Origin of the sequence: Streptomyces sp. NPDC051218, assembly GCF_044455475.1 — a bacterium.
In the GTDB taxonomy this organism is placed as follows: Bacteria; Actinomycetota; Actinomycetes; order Streptomycetales; family Streptomycetaceae; genus Streptomyces.
Genome location: NZ_JBITEU010000003.1, coordinates 1 through 25,118, shown reverse-complemented (window position 1 = coordinate 25,118; position 25,118 = coordinate 1). Strand labels below are relative to the sequence as shown.

The window sequence follows — 25,118 nt, the reverse complement described above, 5'->3', positions numbered from 1 at the left end:
TTTCAGTCCTCTCCGATGATCATCCAGTGCACGAGCGTCTCCGTGGTGTTGGTGCGGTTCACCCAGATCGTCAGACCGCTCGAAGACACAGCCGTCACACCGACTCCCGTCACAGCCTTGCCGGGCACAGAGGTGACGGGGGTGACGAAGGCTCGGAAGTGTTCTCCCTTGACGTTTCCGCCGCTCAAGGTGATGGATGTGGGTTTGTTGGCGACCGGGTTGATGGTGACTGTACCCATGGAGACGTTGTCCGCCCGCAGCACGCCGGCCGCCCGGATCGATGACGCGAACAGCGCGGCGGTGCCCTGCCTCAGGGACAAGCTGCCGCCGCCCTCACCTGACCCCAGCCGAGCGACGTTCTTGTTGAGGTAGAGGCGCCCGCCGACCGGTTTGGCTCCCTTGGCGGTGATGCGCTCCGCAGCGAAGAAGTCGTTGCCGAAGAACGTCCGCCACCGATAGGTGTCGTTGTCATCAGGGTCAGTGAAGGTGCCGGAGTTGATGCCGATGTTCGCATCCGAGGCGCTGCGGCCGCTGACGTTGATGAACGCCTGATTCGCACCGTCGACGGACGACCAGTAGATGTACGGGTAGACGTCGTTGGGCTCCATACCGATCGCGGACCCGTTCGTGCCGATCGCCCGCAGTCGCGCATTGTTGAGAACTACACGTGGCCCATCGGCGGCGGTCTGCACTGTGGCACCCGTGATGATCTTTCCGTTGATCGCGTCCACGTGCAGCAGGTCGGCAGTGATCGCCCCCATCGCCACGTTTTCACGCTGCACGGCACCATTGCCGAGGTCATCAGACGCGGCACGGCGGGCCGTGGCCTGCACAGCCGAGGAGGGTGCGCTTGGTGTGCCGGAGCTGTTCACTGCGGTCAGCCGCACCCACACGGACCCGTAGTGGTTCACTGCGACCGTCACCGAGGCTCCAGACGCTGCCTCGATCGTGGTGGTGGGCCACTGCACGTCCGGCTCCACCTCCGGTGACTTCAGGACGTGCACCTGCACGCGCGCCAGATCCAACGGGGCGGGCTGGCCGCTGGCGAAACCGCCATCCCAGGTGATGCGCACACCGCCGAGAACCGGCTCTGCCTGCGGAGGTGAAGGGGCGGGTGGTCTGGGCCCGTTGACCGCGGTGAACCCGCTCGTCCCGTCGGGCTGCCGTCCGATGACAGCCCTCAGTGAGCCGTTCTCGTCGTACACGTCCAGCGCCCCGTCCTCAAGACTGGCGTTGACCAGCTTGGGGGAGCGGATCATGGTCTGCACGAGCTTTTCCAGGCGGGCCAGGCGGGCGCCGATGTCGTTACGCACAAGGTTCCTTCGGGTTCAGGCGGCGGTGGCGTACTGGTGGGCGCCAGCCGGTTCGAGCTGAAGCTGGGCGGTCTCGCCGGAGTCGGTGTCAGGGCGGATCGTGAAGCCGGTGATGCGGCACCAGCCCGACCAGTTCGCCCACTCGTCGCGCACCGACACCTGCACGTCGTCACCCACCTGCCACGATCCGATCGGCGCCGCGGGATGGTTGCGGACGGTGATCTCCTCCACGTGTCCCAGGCTCTGCCGCCAGGCCCGCTCCCGCCTGGCCCGCTGCGCGAGCGCGTCACGGCCGCGCACCTCCGGCAGTTCCAGCACGTGCTCCAGGCGCAGCCTCTTGTTGCGCACCGCGTCGACGGCCCGCTGCTGCGAGCGCCCCTCACCCGACCCGGTGGCGATCACGACCTGCGCGTACTCGTCCGCGCTGTAGGTGACCGGCGTATGGCCGACAATGTTGGTGTCCGAGGAGAACGCGATGTCGCTGCGGCGCGCACCCAGACGCGGGTAGCCGACCCGGATGCGCCGCACCGGACGCCGGTCCTTCCCCCACCAGGTGGCGCACGTGTAGTCCGGCGCATCAGGAGCCTTGATCAGATCGTCGAAGAGGTCGCCGAGCACCGGTGTCTCCCACCAGCGTGAATGCCACGGCTCTGCCGGGCTGCCCACCTTGGCCGTCGACGTCGTGTCGTCCACAGTGACACCGAGGCTGCCGTCCGGGATGGACTGCGCGTAGGTGACGATGTCGCGCATCACCCGGCACGGGTCGGTGTTCACGTACGGCCCCCGCCCGCCGAGCTCACCGTCCAGGTCATGCCGGTACTGAAGGTAGGAGGACCAACCCGCGGCCTCGACCTGCATCGTGCCGCCGTCGGGCTCGGTCTGCCAGATGATGCCGCCCCACCGGATCCGCCCGCCCGCCTCGGCGTACAGCAGCGTGTTGCCCGGGTCCGTCAGCCCCGGATGCGACCACGCAAGGCGAGGAGACAGAGCTCCCCGCAGATGGCCGGGCCCGTTCAAATCAGGGCCGAACTCCACGCCTCGCAGGGGGAGATCGTGCGACAGCCACTCCCCGGTCAGAGCGTGCTGCGTCAAATACCTGTACGCCACCGCCAGCTACACCGGGCCCTCGGTGAACTCGACATCGGCGATGATCGACGTGCCGCCGTCGACACTCAGGTCGCCCTTCCAGTCCTTCGCCATCTTCGCCTGCATGTACAGCACCCGGCTGGTGCCCCGGTAGGAGGCGGGCAGCGTGAGAGTGTCGGCGGCCACTATCGTCTGCCGGCGCACGACCTTGCCTTGGTTGTCGTCCACGACCGTGTCCTGGCCGTGAACCGTGCCGAACACGAGCTGGAGCTTCCCGTACAGCGAGTCGAAGTCCATCCGCAGACCCGCGACCGTGATGGTGACGATCACCTTCGTCGCCCACGCCGGCACCGGTATCTGCCAGCGCGCCTCGGGTGGCCAGTCATGCCACGTGTCGTCGTCCTTCCATGCCTTGCTCATCTTCGTCGGGTACGCCGTGTAGAGCGTCCGCTCCCTGCGCGGGTTCGCCACCCGCCGCAGATCACGGATCATCCCCGCCGTGACCGTCCCCGTGCTCGTGGGCAGATCGACGCGGGCCAGCGGCACCCCCGTCACCCCCTTAGGCACCCCAGAGGCAGTGGAGGACACGTTGGGGATCACGTCGAAGAAGTTGACCGCGTCTTTCGCCGGATCGAGCCCTCCCTCGAACTCCGGGTCCTGCACCCGCAGAACGATCAGATCCGAACGCGGCGCAGCCCCCGTCGGCGCGATATCCACCGTGGCGGCGCCGATGTTGTACGCCGTGTAGGAGCCCTGCCACGCCGACGCCTTCCCGCGGATCACTGCGGATCCGTCCGCGATCTGCACGCCACCGCCAGGCACCGGCAGCGGCGCCACCTTGAGGTCGGCGGCCTCGGTCACACCCTCCGAGCCGTGCGACAGATCCTTGATCATCTGCCGGAACGTTTGAGCACTGTGGGTGGCGCCGTTCACCAGCAGCGGGGCCTGGGGGAGCGTCATCGAACGAGGTTCTCCTTCGGGTTCACGAGAGTCTTGAACGCGTCACGCCACGCCACCGTCAGGCGGGCGGACGCAGTGGGATCGGAAGCGGTCCAGCGCACTTCGGAACGGCCCTTCGGCAGCTTGAAGCTGCCCAGAGGCGAGGTGGTCGCGACGGTGCCGTCGCCCTGCCGCGTCACCGTGCGGCGCCCGGGCCGGGTGTCGACGGTCACGTACTCGCCCACCGGCACGGTGATCCCCAGGTCGATGCGCCGGCCCGTCTCCACATGAGTGATCACCGGGTTCGCGCACGGACCGTGCACCGTCAGCACTGGGTAGGCGTCGATGGTGCCGTTGTTGGTCACCCAGCCCGGCCGGTTCTGCCCTGACTGGTCCCCATCGCTCACCCGGATCGGGGCCTGCACGGGCGCGGTGAAGCCGCCACCGGAAAGCCAGCCCAGCCGCAGCCCCACCGACTGCTCGACGTCGGCGTAATACCGCGGATCTGGTGCGGTGAACTCAAGGTCGAGAGGCACCCAGCCCAACGCTGCCTGTTCCCACGACGCTTCCACCTTGCGCAGCCGCCCGAACAAGACACGGACCGGAGCACCAGGCCACTTGATCCGCAGCGCGGTCACCGCGCCGCCCACCGTGCGCACACGCGGCTCGTCGGCGGCTTCCTCAAGCTGGGCGACGATACCGGCCGCTGCAGCGGGATCGCCCGGAGTCTTCACCCCACAGTCGATGCGCAGCGTGCGTGCTTCATACCAGTCAGCGCCGAGCCAGGCACCGTCCGCGTTCGGCTGCTCCACCAGCTCGCCACGCACAGCCGGACGGGCCAGGCCCTCGATCTGCCCGACGGGCACGCTCGTACCGTGACCGAGCCGGATTCCGGCGATCTCCAGCTGGAAATCAGTGAGGTCGCTCATCGCAGCACACCGCCTCGTCGGGCACGCCGCATCTGATACGAGACCGTCGCTGCAATGTCGTCGGCCGTCGCGGCAGAACCGGAAACGTGGATCGTCTGCTGCCCGATCGCCGGAGCCTGCTGCACCACCGTCACCCGTCCGCGCCCCGCATGAGCGTCCACCAGACGACGCGGCGCAAGCCCGTACCCGAACCGCTCCGCGGTCTCAGCCAGCACAGCCGTCGCCCGGCCGCGCTTGGCACCGGCATGCGGGATGTAGGACTCGGAGCCAGTCTCCGGCTCAGCAAACTTGATCAGCCCGAGCGGCGAGGAGTACACGCCCGGCTCCCAGATGCCGCCGTTCGCGTACGCCTTCCCTGCGTTCGCCTTCACCAGGTCGGACAGAAACCGGTCCGCCTTGCCCGTTTTCCTGATGTGACTCTTTGCGAGGTTTCCGACCTCGATGATCCGGTCCTCGGCCAGCCCCGTCGCCTCAGCGATCGAGTGGAGGCCCTTGTTCTTCGACAACGCCCCGACGAGCTTCACCAGGTCCGCGAGCTGGTCACCGTCGAGGGTCGTCGCGGCCTTCTTCGCGGCCGTGTTGGCCTTCTGCGCCTTCTTGCGGTCCTTGACCGCCTGAGCGGCCAACGCCTCCGCGTTCTCATCGCCCTGTTCGGCAAGACGCTGCGCGAGCGCCGTGCTCCCGCGCGAGGCGAGCGTCGTCAGATTCTTCTGGAACGCGCTGCTGTTCTTGACGGCATTGTTCAACTGGCCCGTGTAGTCGTTCAGCGTCGCCCGCGCGGTGCCGGCGAGCTTGGTGAGCTGGGCGGCCATGTCGCGCACGTACCGGTTCGAGCCGCGAGCCATCTTCCGCGTCAGCGCGACACCGTCTTCGCCCATCTCCTCCAGTGCCTTGGCGACATCCGTGCCCGCCCTGCGGGCCACCGTCGACAGGTCGTTGCGCCATCCCTGGGCTGTGCGCACCGAGCGGCGCAGATTCTTCTCGAACAGGTGCAGGTCGAAGTGTTCCTTGCCGCCCTTGCCCTGGCGCTGCGACTTGGAGATGACATCGGAGATCGTCAGGCCGGACGAGCCCAAAGGTTGATAGGACCAGTCGGAGAGGCCACCCGAGGCGTTGTAGACGACCTGCCCGCCGAAGCGGCGTGCGACCTCGTTCAGGATGCTCTTCGAGCGGGCCCGCTTACTGGGGGCCAAAGGGAGGTAAGCCTCGCCCTGAGTCTCGTCCTCCGCCCACACCCGCCATGTGCCGCCGTGCGCGATCTGCGCGACATGGTTTTCCTTACGGACACCACCGTCCGCGTAGGTGACGATGCCACCGTCCTTCTTGCCCAGCCGGTACCCGTCCTTGTAGGGCCCGTAATTGCCGCCCTGCCGGACGGTGTTGAGGTACTCGGTCTTGTAGACACCGATGCCGATAGTTTTGCCGCGCAGCCCGTTGATGGCGCCCTGGATCGTTGCGACGTTGCTCGTAGCGGTCCCGGTGGGCACAGTGATCGTGACGTTCTTGCTGCCCGGAACAGCGCGGATCTTGAAACCGAGGTCTTCCAGCTGCTTGCGCGCTTCCCCGGTGGGCGCGCGCATGGTGACCGTTTTGCCGCCAGGGACGCTGGCGATCTTTTGCTTGACGGCCTCCAGGCTGCTGATCGTCGCCGCCGTCGCTGAGGTGACGCTGACGTGTTTGCCGCCGGGGGTCTGCGCGATCTTCGAGATCAGCGCGTCCAGGTCCGTGCGCGCCAGATCGGTCGGGGCCGTGACCTTGACCCTTCGGTCCTTGAGATCCTTGATCTTGAAGCCGAGCTTCTCCAGCTCCTCGCGGGCCTCGTTCGACAGCGTGGAGATGGTGACCGTCTTCTGGCCAGGTGTCGTCTTCAACGCCTGTTGCACGGCGAGCAGTTCAGCCATCGACTCGTCCATGCCGGCCGTCTGCAGGAGGATCGACACTTGCTCCGGCACCAGGCCTGCGTTGTCCGCGAGCTTCGCCGCCGCCTCCGCGGACAGTCCGAAGCCCTCGGCGGTGGAGATCGCCGAGTCGCGGGCGGTAGCCATCTGCTCCTGCGCGGCCTTCAACGCCTCCGGAACCGTTTTCCCGTTGGCCTCCGCGTACTGGTAGGCGGCCAGCGCAGCATCGGCGGAGTTCGTCGACAGGCCCTGCAGCAGGTCGTACAGCTTCTGCCCGTTGCGGGTGACCGTCGACAGCGAACCGTCCATGTTGAGCAGGGACTTGCCGTACCCCTGTGCGTGGTCGGTGCCGCCCTTCAGCGACTCGGCTGCATCCGACACTGACCGATTCAGCCGGGCCTCGGCAGCGGAGAGGTTCACTGAACCGCCCGCGAGGATGTCCAGAGCGTCATGCAGGCCACGCGCACGGGAGTCGGCGTCTGCCGTCGTATCCGACAGGCGGCGCATCGCGTCGGAGAACTTCCCAAACGGGCCCACCGCGTCCGCCGCGGACCGGCCCGCGGCACCATTGACGCCAGCGAGATCCCTGGCGTCCTTGACAGCCTGGGACATCTCGCCCTTGACGGAACCGAGCGCCTCAGCAGCGTCATGCGCACGCTGGCCCACATCGGTGTACATGACGCCGCCGCCGCGCACCGGCTTCAGGTTGATCGCAGCGACGTCCTCCATACGCTTCTGGAGTTTCCCGAGGCCGTCGTCCTGGCTGAGGTAGGCGTTAGTGAGGTCCTTGACCGGCACTCCCGCCCTCGACATGACGTCGACCAGGCGCTCCTTGCCGTCAAGGACCTTGGTGTCCATCAGCGACTGCGCGGCCGCGGTGCGGACGCTGTCCGTCACGGCACCGTTCGACTCGCGCAGCGCCTGGGTGAGGCTACTGATCCGCGACTGGTGCTCGGCAGCCGCCTGAGCGGCTTGCTGCTGGTGAGAGGCGAGCATCGACAACCCGACACCTGCGCCGGCAAGCGCCACACCCCACGGCCCGCCCAGCGCCCCCATCAGGCCGCGGGCTGCACCACCGACTCCAGTCCCGATCGCACGCGCCACCCCCGTGATCGGGCCTGAGGCATTGCGGAACGCACTCGCCATCTGACCCACCACAGGGATGCGGGTCTGCACCACCGCGAGGGCCTGGCCGATCCGGCCAATGGACTGCCCCTCCCCAGCCGCGAGTCGCTGCTGAACCCGCATCTGGTCCCCAAGGGAGCGATACGCGCCCACGACGGGCCCAGAAACCGTCTGACCGAGCCGCGACATCATCGGGGCGACACGGCGCGCGAGGAGCATCGCGATGATCGCCGTCTGCACCGGCCCCGGCAACGCCCCGAAGCCGCGCACCAGGCCGCCCACGATGTGCCCGATCGGGACCAGTGCACCCGACACGGTGCTGGCGGTCGCGGAGACCAGGTTCAGGGCGGTGACGATGATGTCGAGCGCGGTCCCGCCCGCATCAGCCTCTTCCGCGACATCGCCAATCGCGTCGGCGACGGGAGAGACAGCCGAGCCGAAGTTGCCCGCGATGTCGATGAGGGCGCGGCCGCCGTTGACGAGAACGTTCACCCCGGCGGCGGCAGTGTCGAAAGCGAGGTCCTTCAGCGGCCCGCCCAGACCACCGAGGGAATCACCCACCTCGTCCAGCCCCGACGAGAGCGCCCTGGACATCGACGGCCCGGCCAGCGTGTACAGGTCGTGCACATAGTCGATGACGGCCGCCATACCGGGGGTGGCCGCAGCCATCCCGGACGTCAGCAGCCGGGTGACCTTCTCCAACCCCGGCGCGGCCGCCGTATAAAGGACCTGCCCGGTGTTCGAGGCTTGGGTCTTGAGCTGCGTGACCGCACCCGCCAGACCCTTCGTCTGCGAAGCGGCGATCTCCTCGGCCGCACCGGTACGGGCGATCGCCGTGTGCATCTGGTCGAAAGACTCGACACCCTGATGCGCCAGCGCCGACGCACCCGCCAGCGCCGGTTTACCGACGACGTTCGCAAGTGAGCCAAGGAAGTCCTTCTGGCTCATCTTGTGCTGGGCTTTTTCGAACCCGTCGATGACCGTGCGCAGGCCCTTGAAATTCCCCTGCGTGTCCCACGCTTCAATGCCCAGATCAGCTAGGCCCTTGCGCATGTTCGCGGTGGGCTTGGCCAGGTTCGTCAGCATCCCGCGCAGGGACGTTCCTGCTTTCGAGCCGAGGATGCCGGAGCGGGCCAGCATCGCCACTGCCGCCGAGGTGTCCTCGATCGAGATCCCGAGCTGGGCGGCGACCGGCCCGGTGTAGGACATCGCGTAGTAGATGTCCTGCAAGCCACCCGAGGCGGCGTTCGCCGACGCGGCAAGTACATCGGCGGCACGACCTGCGTTGTTCGAGCTGAGCCCGAACTGGTCCATGACGTCGCCCAAATAGCGGGCGGCGTCCGCAGCCGAGAGGTTGTCGGCCGCGGCGAGCTGCATCGCAGCCCGCGCGTTCGCGATGGACGACGTACTGGTCTGGCCGGCCTTGGCCAGCTCCAGCATCGAGTCCGCGGCCTTCGCCGCAGACGTGCCGGGGATCTTGAGGTCGGCACCGAGCTCGCGGGCCTTCGCCGCGGCCTGCACCATCTCCAGGCCGGACGCGTTGGTGACCGCGCCCCACTTGTTGATCGCTTTCTGGTACTCGTTGCCCTCTTTCGCGATCTCCGCGAGCCCGGCAACGATGCCGCCGCCGACCAACAGGCCGCGAAGGTGGTGGGCTTCTTGCCGGGCGCCGAGCAGCCCGTGGCGCAGCTGCCGCATCGACGCGTGCCCGTCCGCACCGACACGGCGCAGCCCAGCACGGGCACGATCGGAGTCGCGGGTGAGGCCCCGCAGCCCAGTGGAAGATCTGCGGGCGCCGGTCCCGATCTGGGTGAGGTTCCGGTTGAGGGTGGCGGTGTCGCGGCCCAGGCCGCGCATGGCGCGGGAGGCCTGCCGGATCTCCGACAGGAGATGGGAGAAATCAGCTCGTGCCTGGACACTGAGCGTGTACGACGACACCTGCCGGTGCCCTTACTCCCCGCGCCCCTCTCCTAGCCCCACCCTCAACCACCCGCTACTGCGCGGCGCGCGGCACCAGACCGATGCGCACCCCGTATCCGTCCGGACCGTCGGGCACCTGGTCCTGCTCGTGTGCGATCAGCTCACAGCCGGTGCACCGCACACTCGTGGTGACGTACGCGAACCGGTCACCACCCTGCTGCTCGTCCCACTCAGCCGACCGTGTTCCGCACTGATCACACATCGTCCGCTGATACGCCACGAACGACAGGGCCTTCGCCCGGTCCAGCTCCGTCCAACGGCCATCACCTGCACCGAGGAACTGCGAATGCGGGATACCCCATCGGTCGCACAGCTCCAACTCGGTGCGGAGCTGTACGTCCGTGATCAGCCTTTTCCCAGCTCCACCGTCGACGTACGGACGATCTGCTGTGCCTGCCACGCCGCCGCGAACAGTGCGTTCGACTCCGCCACCGGCCAGGAATCGAGCAGACCCTGCGCGTCGACTTCGCTCATGCCCTCCACGGTGTTGCGCTCGTCGTCCCGCTCGATGTGCGCGGCGGCGACCAGGGCCGCGGGGAACGTCTCCGGGTTCCATGCGTCCCCGTCCTCGGCCTGCGCCTCGGTCGGAGGGAACCTCTTGATCAGCCCGTCCAGGATCGGCCGCGGCAGCGCCTTGAACGTCAGCTCGATCGAGAGGTTGTCGAAGAACTCCTGCGCATTCTCGACCTCCTCCTCCGCCTTCGCAGTCGCGTCACTGTGCGCCCGGCCGTTCTCCGCGTCCGCCATCCGGCAACGGGCAAGGTCTCGCAGCGTCTCGTCCAGGTGCTGCTTCGCGTCCTGGTCGTCACAGATCACCAGCGTGTACTCAGGCAGCTGGCGGGCACGTAGCCGGGCCAGCTTGCTCGACCAATGCGCATCACGGGCAACAGCCTTGGCCGGCGGAGCAGGAGTGGTCTTGCTCTCCGTGGACACCGGCATCACTTCTCGACCTTCGGCGGCACCGCGGCCGGCACGGCGGCGTCCTGCGTCGGCTTCTCCGTGATCGAGAAGTTCACCGTGAACTTGGCGGCCTCGTTGTCCGTCGAATAGTTCGGCGACCGCGAACCGATCCGCACAGGGAACACGTCCATGGACCGCGAGCCCGCCACGTCGCCCTTGCGGAGGAAGACGACCCAGCCGGTGTCGTCCTTCTTGAGCAGCTGCTCGATCTCGTCGGACACCTTGTCCTCGTAGAACCCGAGGGACGAGTCGTCGGCCTGGTCAGTGCCGGGGATCTTCGACTCGAACGTCGAGCCGAGGTCGGGGGTTTCGATGGCCTGATTCGACAGCGTCCAGCCGTCGATCGCCGCGATCGCGTCGGTCAGGTTGGTGCCGGCCGTGAGCTCGGCGCGGGTAGGGACGTGGCCGGTGTCGGTAACGCTCTTGAGCCACAGGACGCGGGTCACTCCGCGCCGAGAGAACTTCTTTACCTGCAAGGTCTGCTGTCCGATTCCGGGACGGCAGCCACACATCTCGGGAGGGCCCCGTCCCTCGACGTCCTGTCGGGGAACCGGCCCAAGCCACGGGATGGCTGGGCGTCCGCGCGGGGGCCTCCGCGGTGAGGATGCGGGCGCACTCAGATAAGAACGGCTGAGCGGTGCACGTGGATCACCTTACTGTCGTCGGCCGCAGAGTCGCTGATCACCTCGAAGGCGCTGCAGCCCGGCACCGCGATCCCTACGATGCCGAAGGACACACGGTGGAGGGGGCGCACACGAAATGGCGCACGACGAAGAGCAAGCGGCAGACCAGGCCGAGCCCAAGGAGGGAGGGGCCGGGGCAGGCTCGAGCTACGACGACTTCCTCGTGGAGGCCAAGAAGCGGGCAAGCAGTCCAAATCCGCTGGAGATACCCATCTCGGACCTACTCGCGTTCTGGAACGCCAAGCGACGTCGACACCGCATCGTCCCCAGGATCGTGGCTGATCTCGCAGCGGAGGGGCTGCAGACCACACCCGATCTTGATGCCCAAAACTCGTGGGAATCAGTGCAGATCACGAGACTGCCACAAGCAGATGCCCATCCTGGCGAGCCAGTCGGCATCAAGATCGGAAGCCTCGGATCCGCGAAGATATGGGCAGCAGGCGCGGACCCGGACAACACCTCCGGTACACCGACGATCCCCAGCCTGAGTCGAGACGCTTCCCTTGCCACCGCCGGCTCGATGATGCTTGCATCCAACCTTGACCAGCTGCCTGTCGGAACCGCGAGAGTCCTCGAAGGAGCGGTCAGCTGGCGGTCCATCGCCCGCGCCCAGTTCGTGAATCCTCACGCCACGCTCAGGGACGCGATCGTGCCTGCGAAAGAAGTCCAAGCAGAGGATGACCTGCTCAGCGTCATCCCGCAGGTCGTCGAGTCAGGCTTCGTGTTCGTCCGCGACCGCAAGAACATGCTCACCGGAGTCGTCACGACGGCCGATCTGAGCCGGACGTTCGACACGCTGACGCGCCCGTTCCTGCTGATCGCAGAGATCGAGCGACGTTTGCGCAAGATCATCGACAGGAAGATCGCCGACGGGTCCTTCACTCAAGAAGAGCTGCGTGCCGCGGTTCAGGGAGAAGGTCGTGACCCAGCGGAGACCGCCGCAGACTTGACGATCAGCGAGTACCAATCGCTCCTGGGATCCAGGGAGATGTGGGAGCGGCTCGGATGGCAAGCCGATCGCAAGATCTTTGTGAAGGCCCTCGACGAAGTACGGCAGATCCGAAACGACATCATGCACTTTGACCCCGACCCCCTGGACACGTCGCCCCTGGTCGGGTTCCTCGACTGGCTTCGGCTGCAACACCCGAAGGACTAGTGCTGTGACCGGGAGGATTCACCGTGATCGGAAGGCGGCTCACGGGACGAGCGCACGCGAAACGGCTGGTATTACTGGGGCATGCAGGAAGAGACTGCACGCTCCGCGATCGACATGTCCATCTCCGCGTTCAACGCCTCGGACGACAGCTACGTGACTGCCCTGCTCTCCCAGGCCTGACCTCGGACGTGGTCTTCTGGGGGCCGTTGGGCCGCAGCGAAGGAATCGCGGCGGTCGAGCGGTTCGTGCTGGACGTCCGGCGCCACCCAGTGGGGACCGGCACGATGGTGCGCTGCTCAGCGGTGGGCATGCCTGATGAGTGAGCCAGGTACCAGTGGGTCTTCACCACGCCGGATGGAGGCCCCCGCCTGGCGGGAACGGACGTTGTCCATCTGCGGCGGAGCCTCATCGACCAGGTCAGCGTCTTCGCGGGGAAGATCGAGGCGTCCGCCCCCTGAGTCGTCCTTCTGTCGCTGTCCCTCTCCTGAACTTGCCCCCTTCGGCGCTCGGGGGCTGCGGTTCGCAGTTGGAGGCGTCCGCCCCAGCGGATGCCCGTTTCGCTGCGGATGCGGGCACGTTCCTTGCGTTGGGCGGCAAGTACGTCGGGGTGGCGGGCGTTGGTGCTGCGCCAGCGCAGGTTGCGGTGCAGTGCCTGGGTTTGCGCGGGGTGGCTGCGGTGGTGGGAGTTGGCCCAGGAAGCGTAGGTCGGGGTGAAGCACAGCTCGACCTTGTTCTTCTTCGCCCAGTGGCGGATGCCCGCGCCGGTGTGGGAGGAGAGGTAGTCCAGGATGACGTAGATCGGGGCGCCGTCGGGTCGGGCGGCGCGGATCGACTTGAGCGCGGCCAGAGTGTTGGCGGTGCCCTTGCGGCGGCGGTTGACGCCCCACAGGCGGTCGTCGCCCCCGGAGCAGCAGCCGTGGAAATAGGTGACGCCGTGGGTGCGGCGGTAGGTCGCTGGCATCCGGTTGGGCTTACCCTGCTTCGCCCAGAAGGAGCCTGAGATGGACCGGGTCCCCAGGGGCCCGAACTCGTCGAAGGCGAAGACCCGGTCCGGGAAGCGGTCCAGCACCTGCTCGATCCGGTCGAGCTTGGTATCGCGATGAGAGTCGGGTGACTCCTTCCAGGTCTTGGTGCGCTGGAAGGTGATGCCGCGGCGCCGGAGCCGGCACCGTAAGGCTTCACGGTCGATGCGGATAACACGTCCGTGCACTTTCCGCAGGTAGGCGGCGAATTTGCGGATCGACCAGCGGGTGAAGGGCTGGCCGAGCTTGCTGGGGCGAGTGGTGGCCGTCCGGATGACGAAGTCCTCGTTGTCACGACCGAGTAGGCGGGAACGGTGTGCGACAGGAGGCCACCTTTCCGTCAGAGGGGAGCCGCCTGTCCCTCCCGGCCCCCTAGAGGTTGTACGTCCAGGTCTCACATCCGCGGGAAGTTGGGGGCATACGAATTGAGCCGACCTTCACCCATCGGAAGAGGTTCTTCCCAGAGTCCGCTTTCACGCTTTGGGCACAGGAAAGTTGCAGGTCTCTCGCTCCATCTGTGGCGCCGTCCGGTTCCTCCGCCTCGGCCTGGGCTTTCAGCCAAGCGTTTGCCCGACGGTGTACGGCCTGTGCCTGGTGTGCCTATATTGACTATCGCGCTCGCCGGTCCAGACCAATCCGGCGGCATGCGCACTCACGGGGCGGCCAGGAGGATTACTGATGCAGCACACTCAGCCTGAATGCATGTTCACGCGACAACGCGTCTCGCTGTATCGCCCCTGAAGCCCATCGGGGGAGACATGGGCTGTAGCGATGTTGGCCGAACTCTGTGCGTGGCCCTTGGTATTTTCCAGGCCTTGACGCGCAGCCCCTAGGGCGCCGCTGCTGCAACGAATTCGAGCCGACGGCGTAGCTCACTCTCACATTCAGAAAGCGATGCCCTACTTGAGTAAATCTGCTCGCACAACGGCCCCCTGCATGTAGGGTCTTTGTGCCCTCGCAACCTCGGCCGCGAGGGCTGCTGGCTTCATAGCCCCCGCCCTTCCGGCGCAAGCTCTGGGCGCAATTGGCAAGTTGTGCGCCTCGACCGACACCAACTTTCGTGAACGTGAACTGCCCGGTGCGAGGCCGGACACGCTCGTCGCCGTCGACGTGTGCGGCGGAGCCGTCAACGGCATCGAGTTTCAGGCCCGCGCCAAGGTGTGCACTGACAGATCTTGGTCGACCAAGGTAGTGGGCAAGTCCGAGCGTTTCGCCAGCTTCAAGGTCACCACGCGCGCCGAGATGCGCACCACCGCGACGAGTACGGACACCGTGGTCGTGTCGAAGACCTATGACTTCACTGAACAGTTCAACAAAGACCGAGCCAGTGCTGCCGGCCACCTATGACAACGAAGGCGACGGCAAGGGCCCAACCACGTGGCAGCGGACTAGCTCTTCGCTCGTCCATTGACCCTTCCCCAGCCGCTGCGCCCCCCATACGGGGCTGCGGGCCCCCCTTTTTTGACCAACCGACGATTGAGGAGGACCCATGGCGGACGAGATGGTTAAACGTGCCCAGCAGTTCATCAACAAGGCCTGGAACCCACTCCCGGCGAGGGTGCCAGGGTCATCGTCGACCCCTCGCTGCCGTCTCAGCGTCGCAGGGGCGCGACACTGACACGATGAAACGACTCCTCCCCGTACTTCTCGTCGTCGTAGCCCTCCTCACCGCAGGCTGTACAGACGACGCAGGCCCGCACAAGGACAGCACGGGCCCGTCCGGTCCCCAGACCATCAGCGAGTCACCCTCCCCGCAGGCCACTGATCTCGCCAACCGCTACCACGCGGCCGGTGGGGGCCGTGACGTAGTCGGCATCCGCCAGACGAAGAACAAGAGCGGTCTCCCGATCCTCACCGTATGGACCCAGAAGAAGAGCGGCTACACGCAGTTCGACGACTTCGCCACCAACTTGGCGTCCTTCCTAGCTGGGGAAGGCGTCCGTCTCGACCAAGGCTACGTACTCAATGTGTACGGCCCGGACGGAGCCCGGCTGCACACCTATGACACGACACCGGAGAAAAACCCGTGATACGCAGACCCCTGACCGCCATGGTCCTCGCCACCGCTACCGTCGGCGCCTTTCTGTTCGCCGGCAGCCCTGCCGTCCACGCCGACGAGCCCACCCCAGAACCCTCTTCCACTGCCCCGACTGAGACGCCCGAGGAAGAGCCGCCGGTGGAAATCCCGGTGGACCCGGTGATCGCCGAGTACAACGGCCGGAAGATCAACCTCGCCGAGTCATGGGAGGGCGCAACCAGCTGCACCGAGATGCCCAGCGGAGAGGTCCACTGCTACGACTCGGACGAAGAAGTACTGACCGATCCCGAACTGCCCGCCGAGACACGCAAAGCGACCATCGAAGGCGCCAACGACGACGCCTCAGCGGCACGCCCCAGCCGGTGCGTCGCCGACTACTGGTGCCTCTATATGGACGCCAAGCACAAAGGCAGAATTCTCCGATTCTCCGCCGACGGCGGGAAGAACCTCGCCAACTACGGCTGCCGCGACAAGCTGAGCTCGGTCTACTACTGGGTCAACCGATGGCACATCAACTACGGTGACGCCAGGATCATCGACAAGCGATCGTGGCCGGTCAACGACCGAGTCAGGCGGATTGGCGCTCCGGCCAATGTCCCCCACCTCTCGAGCCTGGGATATCCCAACGGTGGCAACTGGAACGACAAGACTGACATCTTCGATGTCCGCCGCAACTAAAAGTTGTTGCAGCACGGAGAAATGATCTCCGGTGACCGTTTCACAGCGTCTCCCAGGCTAGTGGAAATGGGAGCACGATAGGGAAGTTGACCTTGTCTCAGGTAGCCGGATCTGAGCGAGTTCACCGTTCTGCAAAAGTTCTAAGGGTTGCCCTCTGGCCAGCGCGGCACCGGGACAACCCAGAGGCGCAGGAATGCTTCGTGCATATCGGTTCGTCGCCCCCAGCGGATGTGTAGGCGTTTGAAGCCGTGAAGCTAGGTGAAGCTGAGCTCAGCCACCCACCTGTAGGTCTCAAGGCCGGTCCCGTGGCAGGCGATAGCGGGAACGATTGACTGGGTGGGCCAGTTAGCCGACACCGCCTGTCGGCTAACTGGCCCTAACAAAGCCGTTGAACGTGGCGGTGGGGAATCCGACAGGGGGCAAGGCCGAGGCATGCTTCGTGGATGTCGTCGCGTCGTTCCCAGCGGATCCGTAAGCGGCGGCAGCCGTGTAGTCAGGAGATCGTGTGCTCGACGACATAGCGGAAGATGCCCGGGCCGCTACCGTGTGGCTGGCCCCGCTCCGCGATGACCGGTCGGATCCCGCCTTGCCAGAGCAGGCGTCGGCATTCGTCGTGGTCGTAGCCCCGGTCCGCCAGGAGTGCGTCGGGTTTCCGCCGTGGTCTGCCGACGACGCCGGCGACGGAAGGGACCTTGTCGAGCAACGACAGCAGCTGGGTGACGTCGTTGCGGTTTCCGCCGGTCAGCGAGACGGCGAGCGGGATGCGCTGCCCGTCGGTGAGCACACGGGTGCTTACTGCCCGGCCGGGAGCGGTCGACCGGGCTGGGCCCGCTTTTGGGCCCCTGCGAGCGGCCCGGACGCGGGAGGAGTCGATCACTGTCCGCGACCAGTCCAGCTGGTTCCTCGACCGCAGCCCTTCGAGCAGCACTGCGTGCAGCCGGTCCCACGCGCCTGCCTCGTTCCAGGCGGCCAGCCGCCGCCAGCACGTCATGCCCGAGGCAAGTCCCAACTCCTGGGGTAGGTACTCCCATTGGATGCCAGTATGCGGGACAAACAGGACCCGCACAGGGCTTGCTGGCCCGGCACCCGCGGTCTGCCCTCGACTGCTTCGGAGCGGGCTTGGGCAGTAACGGCTCGATGAGCGACCACAGTTCGTCAGACACGATCTACGGTCGCGTCTGACGGTTCCCGATACTCACACCACCGAGCCAACAAGCCCACAGTCACATGATCAACCGCTTTTGATAGAGCCAGTAGGGCTTGTCCCGCAAGCTCAGGGGATCCCGGTCCCCTGAGCTTGCGGGACAAGCCCTAGGTTCGAACCGGCGGCGCTGGGATCGACGACGCATCCGTCTCATCAAACGAAGCACATCCAAGATTCCCGCCCTGCTCGTGTCCGATTGGTGCCTTCGCTCAGCCTGGGAAACCAAGGTGGACTTCGTGGCGTCAGGTGGGGGTCGGGCCAACCTGCAGGGGCATGACCACTGGATCCATCTCTACTCGCCACGGAAGCAGTACAGATGGAAGGTCCGCTGCTATCCACACACTCTCCGCTCCGGCTGCAGAGGGCAGGAGCGTTTTCTCGCCATGCACCGACGACAGCGTGTTCCGCCGCATGGTTCCGCAGTTGATGCCCCGGCACCAGAGGGGAGAGCTGCGCGGCCTGGAATTCTGACTGCCGCCACCCATACGACCTTGAAGGAGAAGGCTCCTCCGATGGATGAAATGGTCCTCAAAGCCCAGAAGTTCGTGAACTCCGTCTACGGCGGCAGGGTCGGCATGCAGGTTGAAGAGAACGGGCGGACTGCGTGGCCCCTCATGTATGCGCTCACCCGTGCGCTGCAGTGGGAGCTAGGAATTGCGCCCCTGTCTGATGCCTTCGGTACCACCACCCTTTCTACCCTCCAGTCAAAGCATCCGAAGATCAACGCATCCACTGCGCCGTCTGCAGACTTCATACGGCTCATCCAGGCCGCGCTCTACGCCAAGGGCTACGACGGCGGCGGCATTGACGGCAAGTACAGCGATCGCGTTGCCTCCTCGGTCAGCAAGCTGAAGGCAAACATGGGGGTCGATACCGTCTACCCCGGATCCGACCTGGTGCCGAAGGTTTTCAAGGGCCTGTTGAACATGGACGCTTACGTCACCGTCGACGGCGGGTCCGACAGCATCCGAGAGATTCAGCAGTGGCTCAACGGGCGCTATGTACACCGCCGCAACTTCTACATCATCCCTTGTGACGGCCACTACTCACGGGATGTGGCCAAGTCCACGATGTACGCGGTGCAGTATGAGATCGGCATGTCCGACGACGTGGCCAACGGGAATTTCGGCCCCGGCACTCGGGCCGGCCTCAAGAACCACACCCTGTCCATCAGCTCCAAGGGCACCTGGGTCCTGCTGTTCTCCGCTTCCATGGTATTCAATCAGCGCAGCGGAGTGGGCTTCGACGGAACCTTCACCGCCAGCCTGGCCGACTCTGTACGTGATTTCCAGAAGTTCGTGAAACTGCCAGTCACCGGACTTGGCGACTTCCAGACCTGGGCCTCACTGCTGGTCTCCTATGGTGATCAGGATCGCAGGGGTGCAGCCTGCGACGGCGTCACGAAGGTGACCCCGGCACGAGCCGAGACGCTGAAGGCAGCAGGCATCGAGTACGTGGGGCGTTATCTGTACAACCCGGACCCGACCCCCAGTGGGGACCTCAAGCACAAGGAGATCCAGCCGGGCGAGCTGAAGACCATCGCTGACCACGGCTTACGCTGCTTCCCCATCTTCCAGACCTTTGCAGATTCTGCGAGTTACTTCAACGCCGGCCAGGGCGTCGCCGACGCCAGACTGGCTGTGACCCAGGCATCGAAGCACGGGTTCAAGCGCGGCGCGCGGATCTTCTTTGCCGTTGATTACGACACCATGGACGGCGAGGTCACCTCGAACGTCATCCCATACTTCCGGGCCATCGCCCACGAGATCACCAACCTCGATGACCCGTATCGCGTCGGCGTATACGGGACCCGCAACGTGTGCGCCCGCGTCGCAACTGCCGGGTATACGGGAGCTAGCTTCGTGTCCGACATGTCGTCAGGATATTCCGGCAATCTCGGATACCCCATGCCCACCAACTGGGCCTACGACCAGATAGTTACCCGCACCATCGGCTCCGGTGATGGTGCGATCGAAATCGACCACAACATCGCTTCCGGGCGCGATACCGGAGAGAACAGCTTTGACCCGATCCCCTCCGGGACACACCTCGACACCGACCTTCCGGCTGAAGCACACGGGGCACTCCTAACCGAAATCCGTCAGACGATGCAGAACCTCGACCCGCCGATCGGGGAAACGTCGGCGAACACCAAATGGTCGACGAAGCAAAGCCTCGACCTTGTGCTCCACAACGACGCCCTGATCACGGGGATGGCGCGCACGCTGAAGATCCGCAAATCCCTAATCCAGGTCCCGGTGTTCTGGGAAACCCGCCACTACGACACATCACTCGACTACCTGGGTGACCTCGGCGTCCGTGTCTACCACTCAGGCGTACAGACAGTTCCTCCCGTGGCGGACGCGTTCATCAAGCGGGACGCCAGCACCGGCCCAGGCCAGATCTTCGCCGTCACCGCCATCAACGCCCGCAACCAGGCAATCACGGACGGGATCCTTGGCGGTTCGACCAGGGACCCCAGTAGCGACGACGACGTGTGGACGATATGGCAGAAGCTAAACGGGGAACCGGAGTTCAACATCCGCCAGGTGCCCTACGTGCACCGTTATCATGCGGTCAAGTACGGCGCCCCGCGCCCAAGTCTGACCACCACACCTGAAGAACTGTTCGACCTGCTCAAGTACTACCAGGGCGACACCGCAAACGCCGAGACCGAGGCAGCGAAGAGGCTCAAGGTGTACGGAACGTTCGAGAGGTACAACGCCATCTCCCGGGGCGATAGCCTCTGACTGGTATGGAACGCAACGAGGACACCTATCTGATCGAGCTCGGTGCCAAGTGGGCCCGTGTAACAGTCACCATCACGCTGCCTGCGGCCGCCAACTTGCTCCTCGGCTATATCGGCAACAGCATCGTGGATGTGCCCTGGCGCTTGCTCGAAGTCTGGGTGTTCCCCGGATATGGGTGGGCACCCGCGCCATCCCCGACGGACACGGATGACGGCATAGGGCCGATCATCGCGGCACTGGTACTCCTCACCACCCCATACCTCCTGATGTGCGGCTTCATCAACTACTTGGTAACTCGGGCGATCAACGTCTACCGGCCCTCGTACGCCCTCATTGCGTTCGTCGCGCTGATCGCGCCGGCAGTCGTCTTCACCATCGACCCATCCCTGTATGCCGATATTCCTCGGTACTGACAGAAAGTCGCAAACATGCCTGATCAGATATCGCGTCGTGCTGCCTTACAGCAGGCAGCAGCCATCGTCGGCGGCACCACCCTGGCCACCGTCACCGGAAGCGCAGTCCTGTCGCCCCAAGCCTTCGCCGCTCCCGCGCCTGACCCTACCGACACCGGGGCCGCCTTGCGCCGCCACAAAGCCGAACACGATCGGGTGTTCACCGGTAAGCCGTCCAAGAACGGATGGGGCATGGAAAAGGTCACGAACGACGGCGGCACCATCTGGACCCGACCCATACCCGGCTCTCCCCTCGATGATGTGACCATGCGCATCGGTGACGTAGCGATCGTCCTCGTGCACATCGTCCGCCGCTTTCACTACGAGATCGACGAACTCAGACGTGGTGACGTCGTCGGCTGGCGCAGCCCGGACCAGCTGCGCAAGAACCTGGCGGAGTCCAACCAGGCCTCAGGAACCGGGGTTCAAATCCGGCCCCGCTTCTACCCGTCGGGCAGCCGGGGTGGGCACTTTCCCCAAGACCTGGTCGTGGTCCGGGACATCCTCGCCGACTGCGGCGGCACGGTGCGCTGGGGTGGCGATGATAGGCACCCCGACGAGGCACTCTTCTACATTGATGTCGACCCGGGTGATGCCCGCTTGCCTCAGGTAGCAGCCAAGTTTCGTGGGTGGGCGCAAGCACCGGGCCAAGGCGCCGGGGCGATCAGCGATCCGCTCCAGCCACAGCGCAGGCGTGCTGCCCAACGGTTGGCCCGCCAGCAGTCCTAATAGGCTGGGTTCCTCAAAGGAGGTACACGTAGCGGCGTCGTAGAGAGCGAGTTGGTGGTGCGGCTCGGCCCCAAACCCATGGACATTCGCGGGGGTTGAGTTGGTCGGTTGCGAGCGAGGGCCGTGGCCTGGCCGATGTGAGCAGGGTTGGCGAGCGACCGACCGGCGAGGGCGGCTTTGCGGAAGATGCGCCACCAGCCTTCCTGCAGGATCAGCCAGCACGCACCGACCGGGATGAACGCATGATGGATGCGGGGGTGGTCCTCCAACCAGGTCTGGGTGGACAGGCTGTTGTGGGAGGACAGGTTGTCGGTGACAAGCCAGATCTCGCCGTCCGGGTTGGCGTCCTCTACCTGTTGCAGAAACCGCTGGTAGAAGACGCTGTTGCGGGAGGAAGCGGTCATGGTGATCTGCTGGCCGTCCCGGACGCGTAAAGCCCCGTAGACACAGGTTTTCTCGGGCCCGCGGCTGTAGTCGAGCTCGGCTTTGATCCGGCGTCCGTCGGGTGACCAGGCGGGGCGGGCGGGAAGGTCCGGGAGATCACCGGCCCCAGCTCTTCGGCGCAGATCACCGTCGCGTCGTCGGGCGGGTGTAGAGGCCGATGGTACCAACCTGTCAGGCCCGGACACAGGGGGCGCTCGTCAAGCCCCCGCAGTCCGTAGCCGAAAGCTCGTACCGCTGCACCGCCGTCACCACGCCATCCTCCGTACTGGCTGGATCCACACCGTCGTCGACCAGCAGCTCCCGCGCCCACACATCGACGCCCGGAACCTGAATCGGATGCTGCCAGTCACCCGCGGCCGTGCGTTCCAGGAAGGCATCACGGACGCGATCCGCGAGCCACTCGCCCTGATCGGTGCGCGCCGCGACGACCGTCACCTGATAGACAAGCCGCCCGTCCTCCGACCTGTCCGCGAACGGAGCACCATCAATCGGGCCTCCTTGCGCGTACAGCACGGTGTACGGCAGCAGTGCCGGCCTTCCGCCAACCAGCGGCAGACGGCCACGACCACATGGCTTGCCTGTGGCCGTAGCTACCATGACACGCACGGCTTCGGTGACTCGAGACCTGCCGATCACATGTCACCTCCAGCGAAGTTCGCGGCCGCGGGCCCTTCGGCGCTCAGCACCCCGTACCGGCACAACCCGAGCGCATCCCACTCCATCACTCCGGGCGCCGTCGAGATCGACAGGCTCCGCTCATCTTCCTTGTCGAGGACCTCGGCGACGACGACCGCGCGGGCGAGGAGACCCCGCTCGTGTTCCGCGAGCACGCTGGCCAACGCGTCCTCGAGACTGTTACTCATGTCGCTCACAGCGATCTCGACACCGCGCTGCGCAACTCCCGGACAAGGAGCGAGCCAAAGCCGCTGACGGCCGGGCCCAAGTGGGGGAACGGGGGCTGGTTGTAGTTGCGGCCGAGGCTGTCGACGCCGACGAACCCGAACTCCAGCCGCCTGGCCTGCGGAGCGTTCGTGCCGACCTCGCCCACGATTACGGGCCCGGCCCGGTGTACGTCGGACTGCCACGACGCCCGGTACTTTCCGGTGATCGCCCGTGGGCCCGGGCGGCCGGAAGTATTGTGCTGCACCTGCACCACCAGCGCCTTCGCGCCGTGCCGCATCGCGATCTCAGCCGCGGACACCGCCGCCTTCCCACCACGGCTCCACGCTGCTGCCAGCTGCGACGGATTGCGAAATGTCCCGCCGCTCACAGCGCCACCAGCGTTCGGTTGTGCTCCTCCAGCCACACGGTGCGCAGCACCGGGAACGACGAGACTTCACCCAACGCCGACACCCGGTACGTACGGCCGACGGCCTGCTCGTCGCGGGCTTCAACGATCAGAACGGTGTCGTTCTCCCGTACCTCCGGCGCCGCAAGAGGCAGCAGCAGCCGGTAGCCGGCACGCACCTCCTGGACATACGCGCCGTCCTGCCCCGAGCCCTTGCTGCGGATCCGCTCCTGGTGCGCGTAGAGCCCCGCATTGTCCTCGTACACGATCATCGGTGGTGCCGGTACAAGGTCACCGGTCCCCGGATCGAGCATGTCCTCGCCACTGCTTCGGGTGACCTGCACTGTGTCCGGCATCAGATGGCGCTCCGCAAACCGGACGAGCCCGGACTGGTCAAGCACTCGCAGCCCACTCCCTCAGCTGCGTCAGCATCCCGCGGGTCAGCTCACCCGGTCGCCCATCCAGGTCATCCCGGTCGAGAACAGCCTCATCGAGCCTCTGCCAGTCCACCGCATCAAGGAAACCGACCACGACATGACGAACATCGGCGGGCTCCACAACCACCTCGGCCAGGCCGTCGAACTCGACGCCACGCCAGCCGTGCTGAACGTACAGGGTGACCTCGGGCCCTTCGTCGACGGTCTGCGTGATCCGATACGCCTCCACCGCGGAGGCGACATCGTGCCCGTCGATCTCGATGACCGCGGGTTCCTCTGGGCGGGCAGCGATCCGAACGCGGCGGGGGTCCAGGTACGTGCTCATGAAGCCGACCCTAGGTGCGCGAAGCTCAACGGTTACGGGTCGGCGACGGAGCTGATGCCCGTTGGGCACGAACTCGTAGTTACTCGCCAGCCTTGCGGTAGCGGGCGCGACGGAACGGCCTTCTTCCTTCACTAGTACTTCCTCGTGGGCGAGGTTGCGAAGCAGCTTGCACCGCTTGCTTCTCGTCGATGTGGTGCCTCAGTGTCTCCAGCACCTCAACAGCATGCGAGGGGGTCCAGATGTCACCCTCGTCCAGCACGGCGTTCTCCAGACAGCCGGACTGCGTGCCCTACTGCCGCTTTCTCGGGCGGCCGTTCCGCTCCAAGATTCGGTAGACCCGAGAGGGGGGCATGCTCGCTGCGATGTCCAGCGCGGATCGGTCGGCGTCCTCGCTGGTCTCATCCGCCTTGATCATTGCCAACTCACGCCAGCCTTCCAGGTGCTGGATGAGATGGCTGATGTGCGCGATGTCTCACAGCAGATCCATGAACTATGTCGCTGTGGGCGCCGAGGCGGTCCGATCCTCACAGAGGGCGTCGTACTGGACGCGGGCCACGTCGTCGGACCTGTGCTTTGTGGCGAACTAAGTGGCGTCGTCGGCGAAGTTGAACTTGATACGCGTTGGCATGATGCCCTTTTCCTAGCGTTCGCTAGACGTAGGATGCGCACCTCGCGAACGCCACCGAGGTGTCGTCGTTACAGTCCCGCACGCTCCAACAACAGTGGAAGATCCTGGCTCTTGACGAGGGTGATGCCCTGTGGGTGCTGGTTGGTCAGTTCTACGAGTTCCACAGGGGAGTTGTGCAATGCGCGCGTTGCCCGCTCGTGCAGCGTCGCGGGAAATCTCCACGGGTACTTGGCGTCCCAGGTCACCCCATAGGGCTCGCCCTCGACGCAGCCCATCGCAGCGACCTTCTTCTCAGGGGTGGCGAAGTAGATCCAGATGCGGTCTCCGTGCTGCATGTAGCGGTGCCTGGACAGCCACCAGTCCCGCCGGGGCTCAGCTTGGGCGAGCGCCAGCACGTGGCCTGGTGTCGAAGGGCCACCGTCCATCTGCTCCTTCTTCGGGTCCAGGATGTACAGCCAGTTCCTCATGGACTCGTCGCCCCCCTCTGCCCGCCTCCGCAGACCGCAGAGGCTTCACGCCAACGGTAGCCCCGACTTTGAAACGCGGATATAGGTTCCGAGCAGGCGTGGCAGCGGTTAGCGGCATCGAGGGTCGCGCAGCGATTCGCTCTTTGAATCTCAGGGAATTGCCGGGCAGTAGAAGGGAGTTCACGCGTCTGAGGCATTTGGTCGAGGTGGGCCAAAGGTGATGACTGTGTACGTCTCGCCGGGTCCCGGCGGGCGCGTCCAGGAGCGGGTGGCAAAGGTGTGTAGCCGACCGTGGTCGAGGGCGAATCGGGGCAGTGTGGCACCGAACGTCGTGGCGATCGCCGTCAGGGCGGCAGCCTCACCCGGCAGTTCCCGGTTCTGGCTACCGCTTCGAGCCTCGGGGAAGAGCCGGTCCGGGTCCAGGTTCTGCGGAATCTCTCCGGAGCGGTCGCACCGTTCGCCCAGGACCGTGAACCCGTAACGTTCTGTGCCGTACTCGGCCACAGAGAGGTGGAACAGAGCGCCTCTGCCGAACTCGTCGGACGAGGCCCAGACCACCACGGCACGGCCGTGCCGTGAGGCGGCGA

The 25,118-nt window shown here is 65.8% G+C and carries 23 protein-coding genes and 3 pseudogenes; 8 read left to right on the top strand and 18 right to left on the bottom strand.

Annotation, left to right across the window (positions count from 1 at the left end):
* Nucleotides 1-2: 2 nt before the first annotated feature.
* From ACIBCK_RS11080 to ACIBCK_RS11045, 8 genes are all read right to left on the bottom strand, one after another.
* Nucleotides 3-1,073 (bottom strand): hypothetical protein, encoded by a 1,071-nt coding sequence (locus ACIBCK_RS11080; RefSeq protein WP_399388981.1) that lies wholly within the window; start codon nucleotides 1,071-1,073, stop codon nucleotides 3-5.
* A gap of 255 nt (nucleotides 1,074-1,328) precedes the next feature.
* Entirely contained in the window at nucleotides 1,329-2,405 is a 1,077-nt protein-coding gene (locus tag ACIBCK_RS11075; protein WP_399388979.1) for a hypothetical protein, read from the bottom strand.
* A gap of 21 nt (nucleotides 2,406-2,426) precedes the next feature.
* Nucleotides 2,427-3,359 carry a hypothetical protein gene (locus ACIBCK_RS11070; RefSeq protein ID WP_399388978.1) on the bottom strand — a complete coding sequence of 311 codons (933 nt, stop codon included), beginning with the start codon at nucleotides 3,357-3,359 and terminating at the stop codon, nucleotides 2,427-2,429.
* The gene (locus tag ACIBCK_RS11065) at nucleotides 3,356-4,267 is read right to left on the bottom strand and encodes a hypothetical protein (RefSeq protein WP_399388976.1); all 912 of its coding nucleotides are present in this window, start codon (nucleotides 4,265-4,267) and stop codon (nucleotides 3,356-3,358) included. The genes ACIBCK_RS11070 and ACIBCK_RS11065 overlap by 4 nt, the downstream gene beginning before the upstream one ends.
* Entirely contained in the window at nucleotides 4,264-9,228 is a 4,965-nt protein-coding gene (locus ACIBCK_RS11060) for a phage tail tape measure protein (protein ID WP_399388974.1), read from the bottom strand. The genes ACIBCK_RS11065 and ACIBCK_RS11060 overlap by 4 nt, the downstream gene beginning before the upstream one ends.
* Nucleotides 9,229-9,283: 55 nt before the next feature.
* Nucleotides 9,284-9,670, bottom strand: a complete 387-nt coding sequence (locus ACIBCK_RS11055) for a hypothetical protein (RefSeq protein WP_399388972.1) — start codon at nucleotides 9,668-9,670, stop codon at nucleotides 9,284-9,286.
* Nucleotides 9,616-10,203: a hypothetical protein gene (locus ACIBCK_RS11050; RefSeq protein ID WP_399388970.1), complete on the bottom strand. Its 588-nt coding sequence runs from the start codon at nucleotides 10,201-10,203 to the stop codon at nucleotides 9,616-9,618. Before ACIBCK_RS11050 ends, ACIBCK_RS11055 begins: the two co-directional genes overlap by 55 nt.
* Nucleotides 10,204-10,208: 5 nt before the next feature.
* Nucleotides 10,209-10,676, bottom strand: coding sequence for a hypothetical protein (locus ACIBCK_RS11045; protein ID WP_399388968.1), 468 nt, complete (start codon nucleotides 10,674-10,676; stop codon nucleotides 10,209-10,211).
* Between the two features lie 313 nt (nucleotides 10,677-10,989).
* On the opposite strand from ACIBCK_RS11045, the gene ACIBCK_RS11040 reads away from it, so the two are divergent.
* Both ACIBCK_RS11040 and ACIBCK_RS11035 read left to right on the top strand, forming a co-directional pair.
* Nucleotides 10,990-12,069: a hypothetical protein gene (locus ACIBCK_RS11040; RefSeq protein WP_399388967.1), complete on the top strand. Its 1,080-nt coding sequence runs from the start codon at nucleotides 10,990-10,992 to the stop codon at nucleotides 12,067-12,069.
* A gap of 81 nt (nucleotides 12,070-12,150) precedes the next feature.
* Nucleotides 12,151-12,527, top strand: a pseudogene (locus ACIBCK_RS11035) (nuclear transport factor 2 family protein).
* A gap of 53 nt (nucleotides 12,528-12,580) precedes the next feature.
* On the opposite strand, the pseudogene ACIBCK_RS11030 reads toward ACIBCK_RS11035, so the two are convergent.
* Nucleotides 12,581-13,405, bottom strand: a pseudogene (locus ACIBCK_RS11030) (IS630 family transposase); the annotation flags it as partial.
* A gap of 718 nt (nucleotides 13,406-14,123) precedes the next feature.
* On the opposite strand from ACIBCK_RS11030, the gene ACIBCK_RS11025 reads away from it, so the two are divergent.
* From ACIBCK_RS11025 to ACIBCK_RS11015, 3 genes are all read left to right on the top strand, one after another.
* The gene (locus tag ACIBCK_RS11025) at nucleotides 14,124-14,438 is read left to right on the top strand and encodes a hypothetical protein (RefSeq protein ID WP_399388966.1); all 315 of its coding nucleotides are present in this window, start codon (nucleotides 14,124-14,126) and stop codon (nucleotides 14,436-14,438) included.
* Between the two features lie 275 nt (nucleotides 14,439-14,713).
* Complete coding sequence (locus ACIBCK_RS11020) at nucleotides 14,714-15,121, top strand: hypothetical protein (protein ID WP_399388964.1); 408 nt, start codon at nucleotides 14,714-14,716, stop codon at nucleotides 15,119-15,121.
* A gap of 20 nt (nucleotides 15,122-15,141) precedes the next feature.
* The gene (locus ACIBCK_RS11015) at nucleotides 15,142-15,807 is read left to right on the top strand and encodes a peptidase inhibitor family I36 protein (protein ID WP_399388962.1); all 666 of its coding nucleotides are present in this window, start codon (nucleotides 15,142-15,144) and stop codon (nucleotides 15,805-15,807) included.
* Nucleotides 15,808-16,300: 493 nt separating this feature from the next.
* On the opposite strand, the gene ACIBCK_RS11010 is transcribed toward ACIBCK_RS11015, so the two are convergent.
* Nucleotides 16,301-16,873, bottom strand: coding sequence for an IS5 family transposase (locus ACIBCK_RS11010; RefSeq protein ID WP_399388960.1), 573 nt, complete (start codon nucleotides 16,871-16,873; stop codon nucleotides 16,301-16,303).
* A 650-nt stretch (nucleotides 16,874-17,523) separates the two neighbouring features.
* On the opposite strand from ACIBCK_RS11010, the gene ACIBCK_RS11005 reads away from it, so the two are divergent.
* Genes ACIBCK_RS11005 through ACIBCK_RS10995 form a run of 3 tightly spaced genes read left to right on the top strand, consistent with a single transcriptional unit; the run spans nucleotide 17,524 to nucleotide 20,942 of the window.
* On the top strand, nucleotides 17,524-19,761 hold the full coding sequence (locus ACIBCK_RS11005; RefSeq protein WP_399388958.1) for a glycoside hydrolase domain-containing protein: 2,238 nt from the start codon (nucleotides 17,524-17,526) through the stop codon (nucleotides 19,759-19,761).
* 5 nt (nucleotides 19,762-19,766) lie between these two features.
* Nucleotides 19,767-20,174: a hypothetical protein gene (locus ACIBCK_RS11000; protein WP_399388956.1), complete on the top strand. Its 408-nt coding sequence runs from the start codon at nucleotides 19,767-19,769 to the stop codon at nucleotides 20,172-20,174.
* Between the two features lie 15 nt (nucleotides 20,175-20,189).
* A complete protein-coding gene (locus ACIBCK_RS10995) occupies nucleotides 20,190-20,942 on the top strand; it encodes a hypothetical protein (protein WP_399388955.1) in 753 nt (250 codons plus the stop codon).
* Here ACIBCK_RS10995 and ACIBCK_RS10990 read toward each other — a convergent pair.
* The 8 genes and pseudogenes from ACIBCK_RS10990 to ACIBCK_RS10955 all read right to left on the bottom strand — a co-directional run.
* Nucleotides 20,939-21,571: a transposase gene (locus tag ACIBCK_RS10990; RefSeq protein ID WP_399388953.1), complete on the bottom strand. Its 633-nt coding sequence runs from the start codon at nucleotides 21,569-21,571 to the stop codon at nucleotides 20,939-20,941. The two genes, ACIBCK_RS10995 and ACIBCK_RS10990, sit on opposite strands and share 4 nt — an antisense overlap.
* A complete protein-coding gene (locus ACIBCK_RS10985; protein ID WP_399388951.1) occupies nucleotides 21,558-22,022 on the bottom strand; it encodes a hypothetical protein in 465 nt (154 codons plus the stop codon). The genes ACIBCK_RS10990 and ACIBCK_RS10985 overlap by 14 nt, the downstream gene beginning before the upstream one ends.
* Nucleotides 22,019-22,249, bottom strand: a complete 231-nt coding sequence (locus ACIBCK_RS10980) for a hypothetical protein (protein ID WP_399388949.1) — start codon at nucleotides 22,247-22,249, stop codon at nucleotides 22,019-22,021. The genes ACIBCK_RS10985 and ACIBCK_RS10980 overlap by 4 nt, the downstream gene beginning before the upstream one ends.
* A gap of 5 nt (nucleotides 22,250-22,254) precedes the next feature.
* Nucleotides 22,255-22,587, bottom strand: a complete 333-nt coding sequence (locus ACIBCK_RS10975) for an HK97 gp10 family phage protein (protein WP_399388947.1) — start codon at nucleotides 22,585-22,587, stop codon at nucleotides 22,255-22,257.
* 65 nt (nucleotides 22,588-22,652) lie between these two features.
* Nucleotides 22,653-23,075: a DUF6093 family protein gene (locus ACIBCK_RS10970; protein ID WP_399388945.1), complete on the bottom strand. Its 423-nt coding sequence runs from the start codon at nucleotides 23,073-23,075 to the stop codon at nucleotides 22,653-22,655.
* Nucleotides 23,068-23,436, bottom strand: coding sequence for a hypothetical protein (locus ACIBCK_RS10965; protein ID WP_399388943.1), 369 nt, complete (start codon nucleotides 23,434-23,436; stop codon nucleotides 23,068-23,070). Before ACIBCK_RS10965 ends, ACIBCK_RS10970 begins: the two co-directional genes overlap by 8 nt.
* Nucleotides 23,437-24,132: 696 nt before the next feature.
* Nucleotides 24,133-24,531 (bottom strand): hypothetical protein, encoded by a 399-nt coding sequence (locus ACIBCK_RS10960; RefSeq protein WP_399388942.1) that lies wholly within the window; start codon nucleotides 24,529-24,531, stop codon nucleotides 24,133-24,135.
* Nucleotides 24,532-24,711: 180 nt separating this feature from the next.
* Nucleotides 24,712-25,118, bottom strand: a pseudogene (locus ACIBCK_RS10955) (SMI1/KNR4 family protein); the annotation flags it as partial.

Excerpts from the sequence above, each read along its gene's own strand:
- ACIBCK_RS11020 (WP_399388964.1), top strand. The coding sequence starts at position 14,714 with ATGAAACGACTCCTCCCCGTACTTCTCGTCGTCGTAGCCCTCCTCACC.
- ACIBCK_RS10960 (WP_399388942.1), bottom strand. The coding sequence starts at position 24,531 with ATGAGGAACTGGCTGTACATCCTGGACCCGAAGAAGGAGCAGATGGAC.
- ACIBCK_RS10980 (WP_399388949.1), bottom strand. The coding sequence starts at position 22,249 with ATGAGTAACAGTCTCGAGGACGCGTTGGCCAGCGTGCTCGCGGAACAC.
- ACIBCK_RS11015 (WP_399388962.1), top strand. The coding sequence starts at position 15,142 with ATGGTCCTCGCCACCGCTACCGTCGGCGCCTTTCTGTTCGCCGGCAGC.
- ACIBCK_RS11070 (WP_399388978.1), bottom strand. The coding sequence starts at position 3,359 with ATGACGCTCCCCCAGGCCCCGCTGCTGGTGAACGGCGCCACCCACAGT.
- ACIBCK_RS11040 (WP_399388967.1), top strand. The coding sequence starts at position 10,990 with ATGGCGCACGACGAAGAGCAAGCGGCAGACCAGGCCGAGCCCAAGGAG.
- ACIBCK_RS10965 (WP_399388943.1), bottom strand. The coding sequence starts at position 23,436 with ATGAGCACGTACCTGGACCCCCGCCGCGTTCGGATCGCTGCCCGCCCA.
- ACIBCK_RS11065 (WP_399388976.1), bottom strand. The coding sequence starts at position 4,267 with ATGAGCGACCTCACTGATTTCCAGCTGGAGATCGCCGGAATCCGGCTC.
- ACIBCK_RS11000 (WP_399388956.1), top strand. The coding sequence starts at position 19,767 with ATGGAACGCAACGAGGACACCTATCTGATCGAGCTCGGTGCCAAGTGG.
- ACIBCK_RS10995 (WP_399388955.1), top strand. The coding sequence starts at position 20,190 with ATGCCTGATCAGATATCGCGTCGTGCTGCCTTACAGCAGGCAGCAGCC.
- ACIBCK_RS11005 (WP_399388958.1), top strand. The coding sequence starts at position 17,524 with ATGGATGAAATGGTCCTCAAAGCCCAGAAGTTCGTGAACTCCGTCTAC.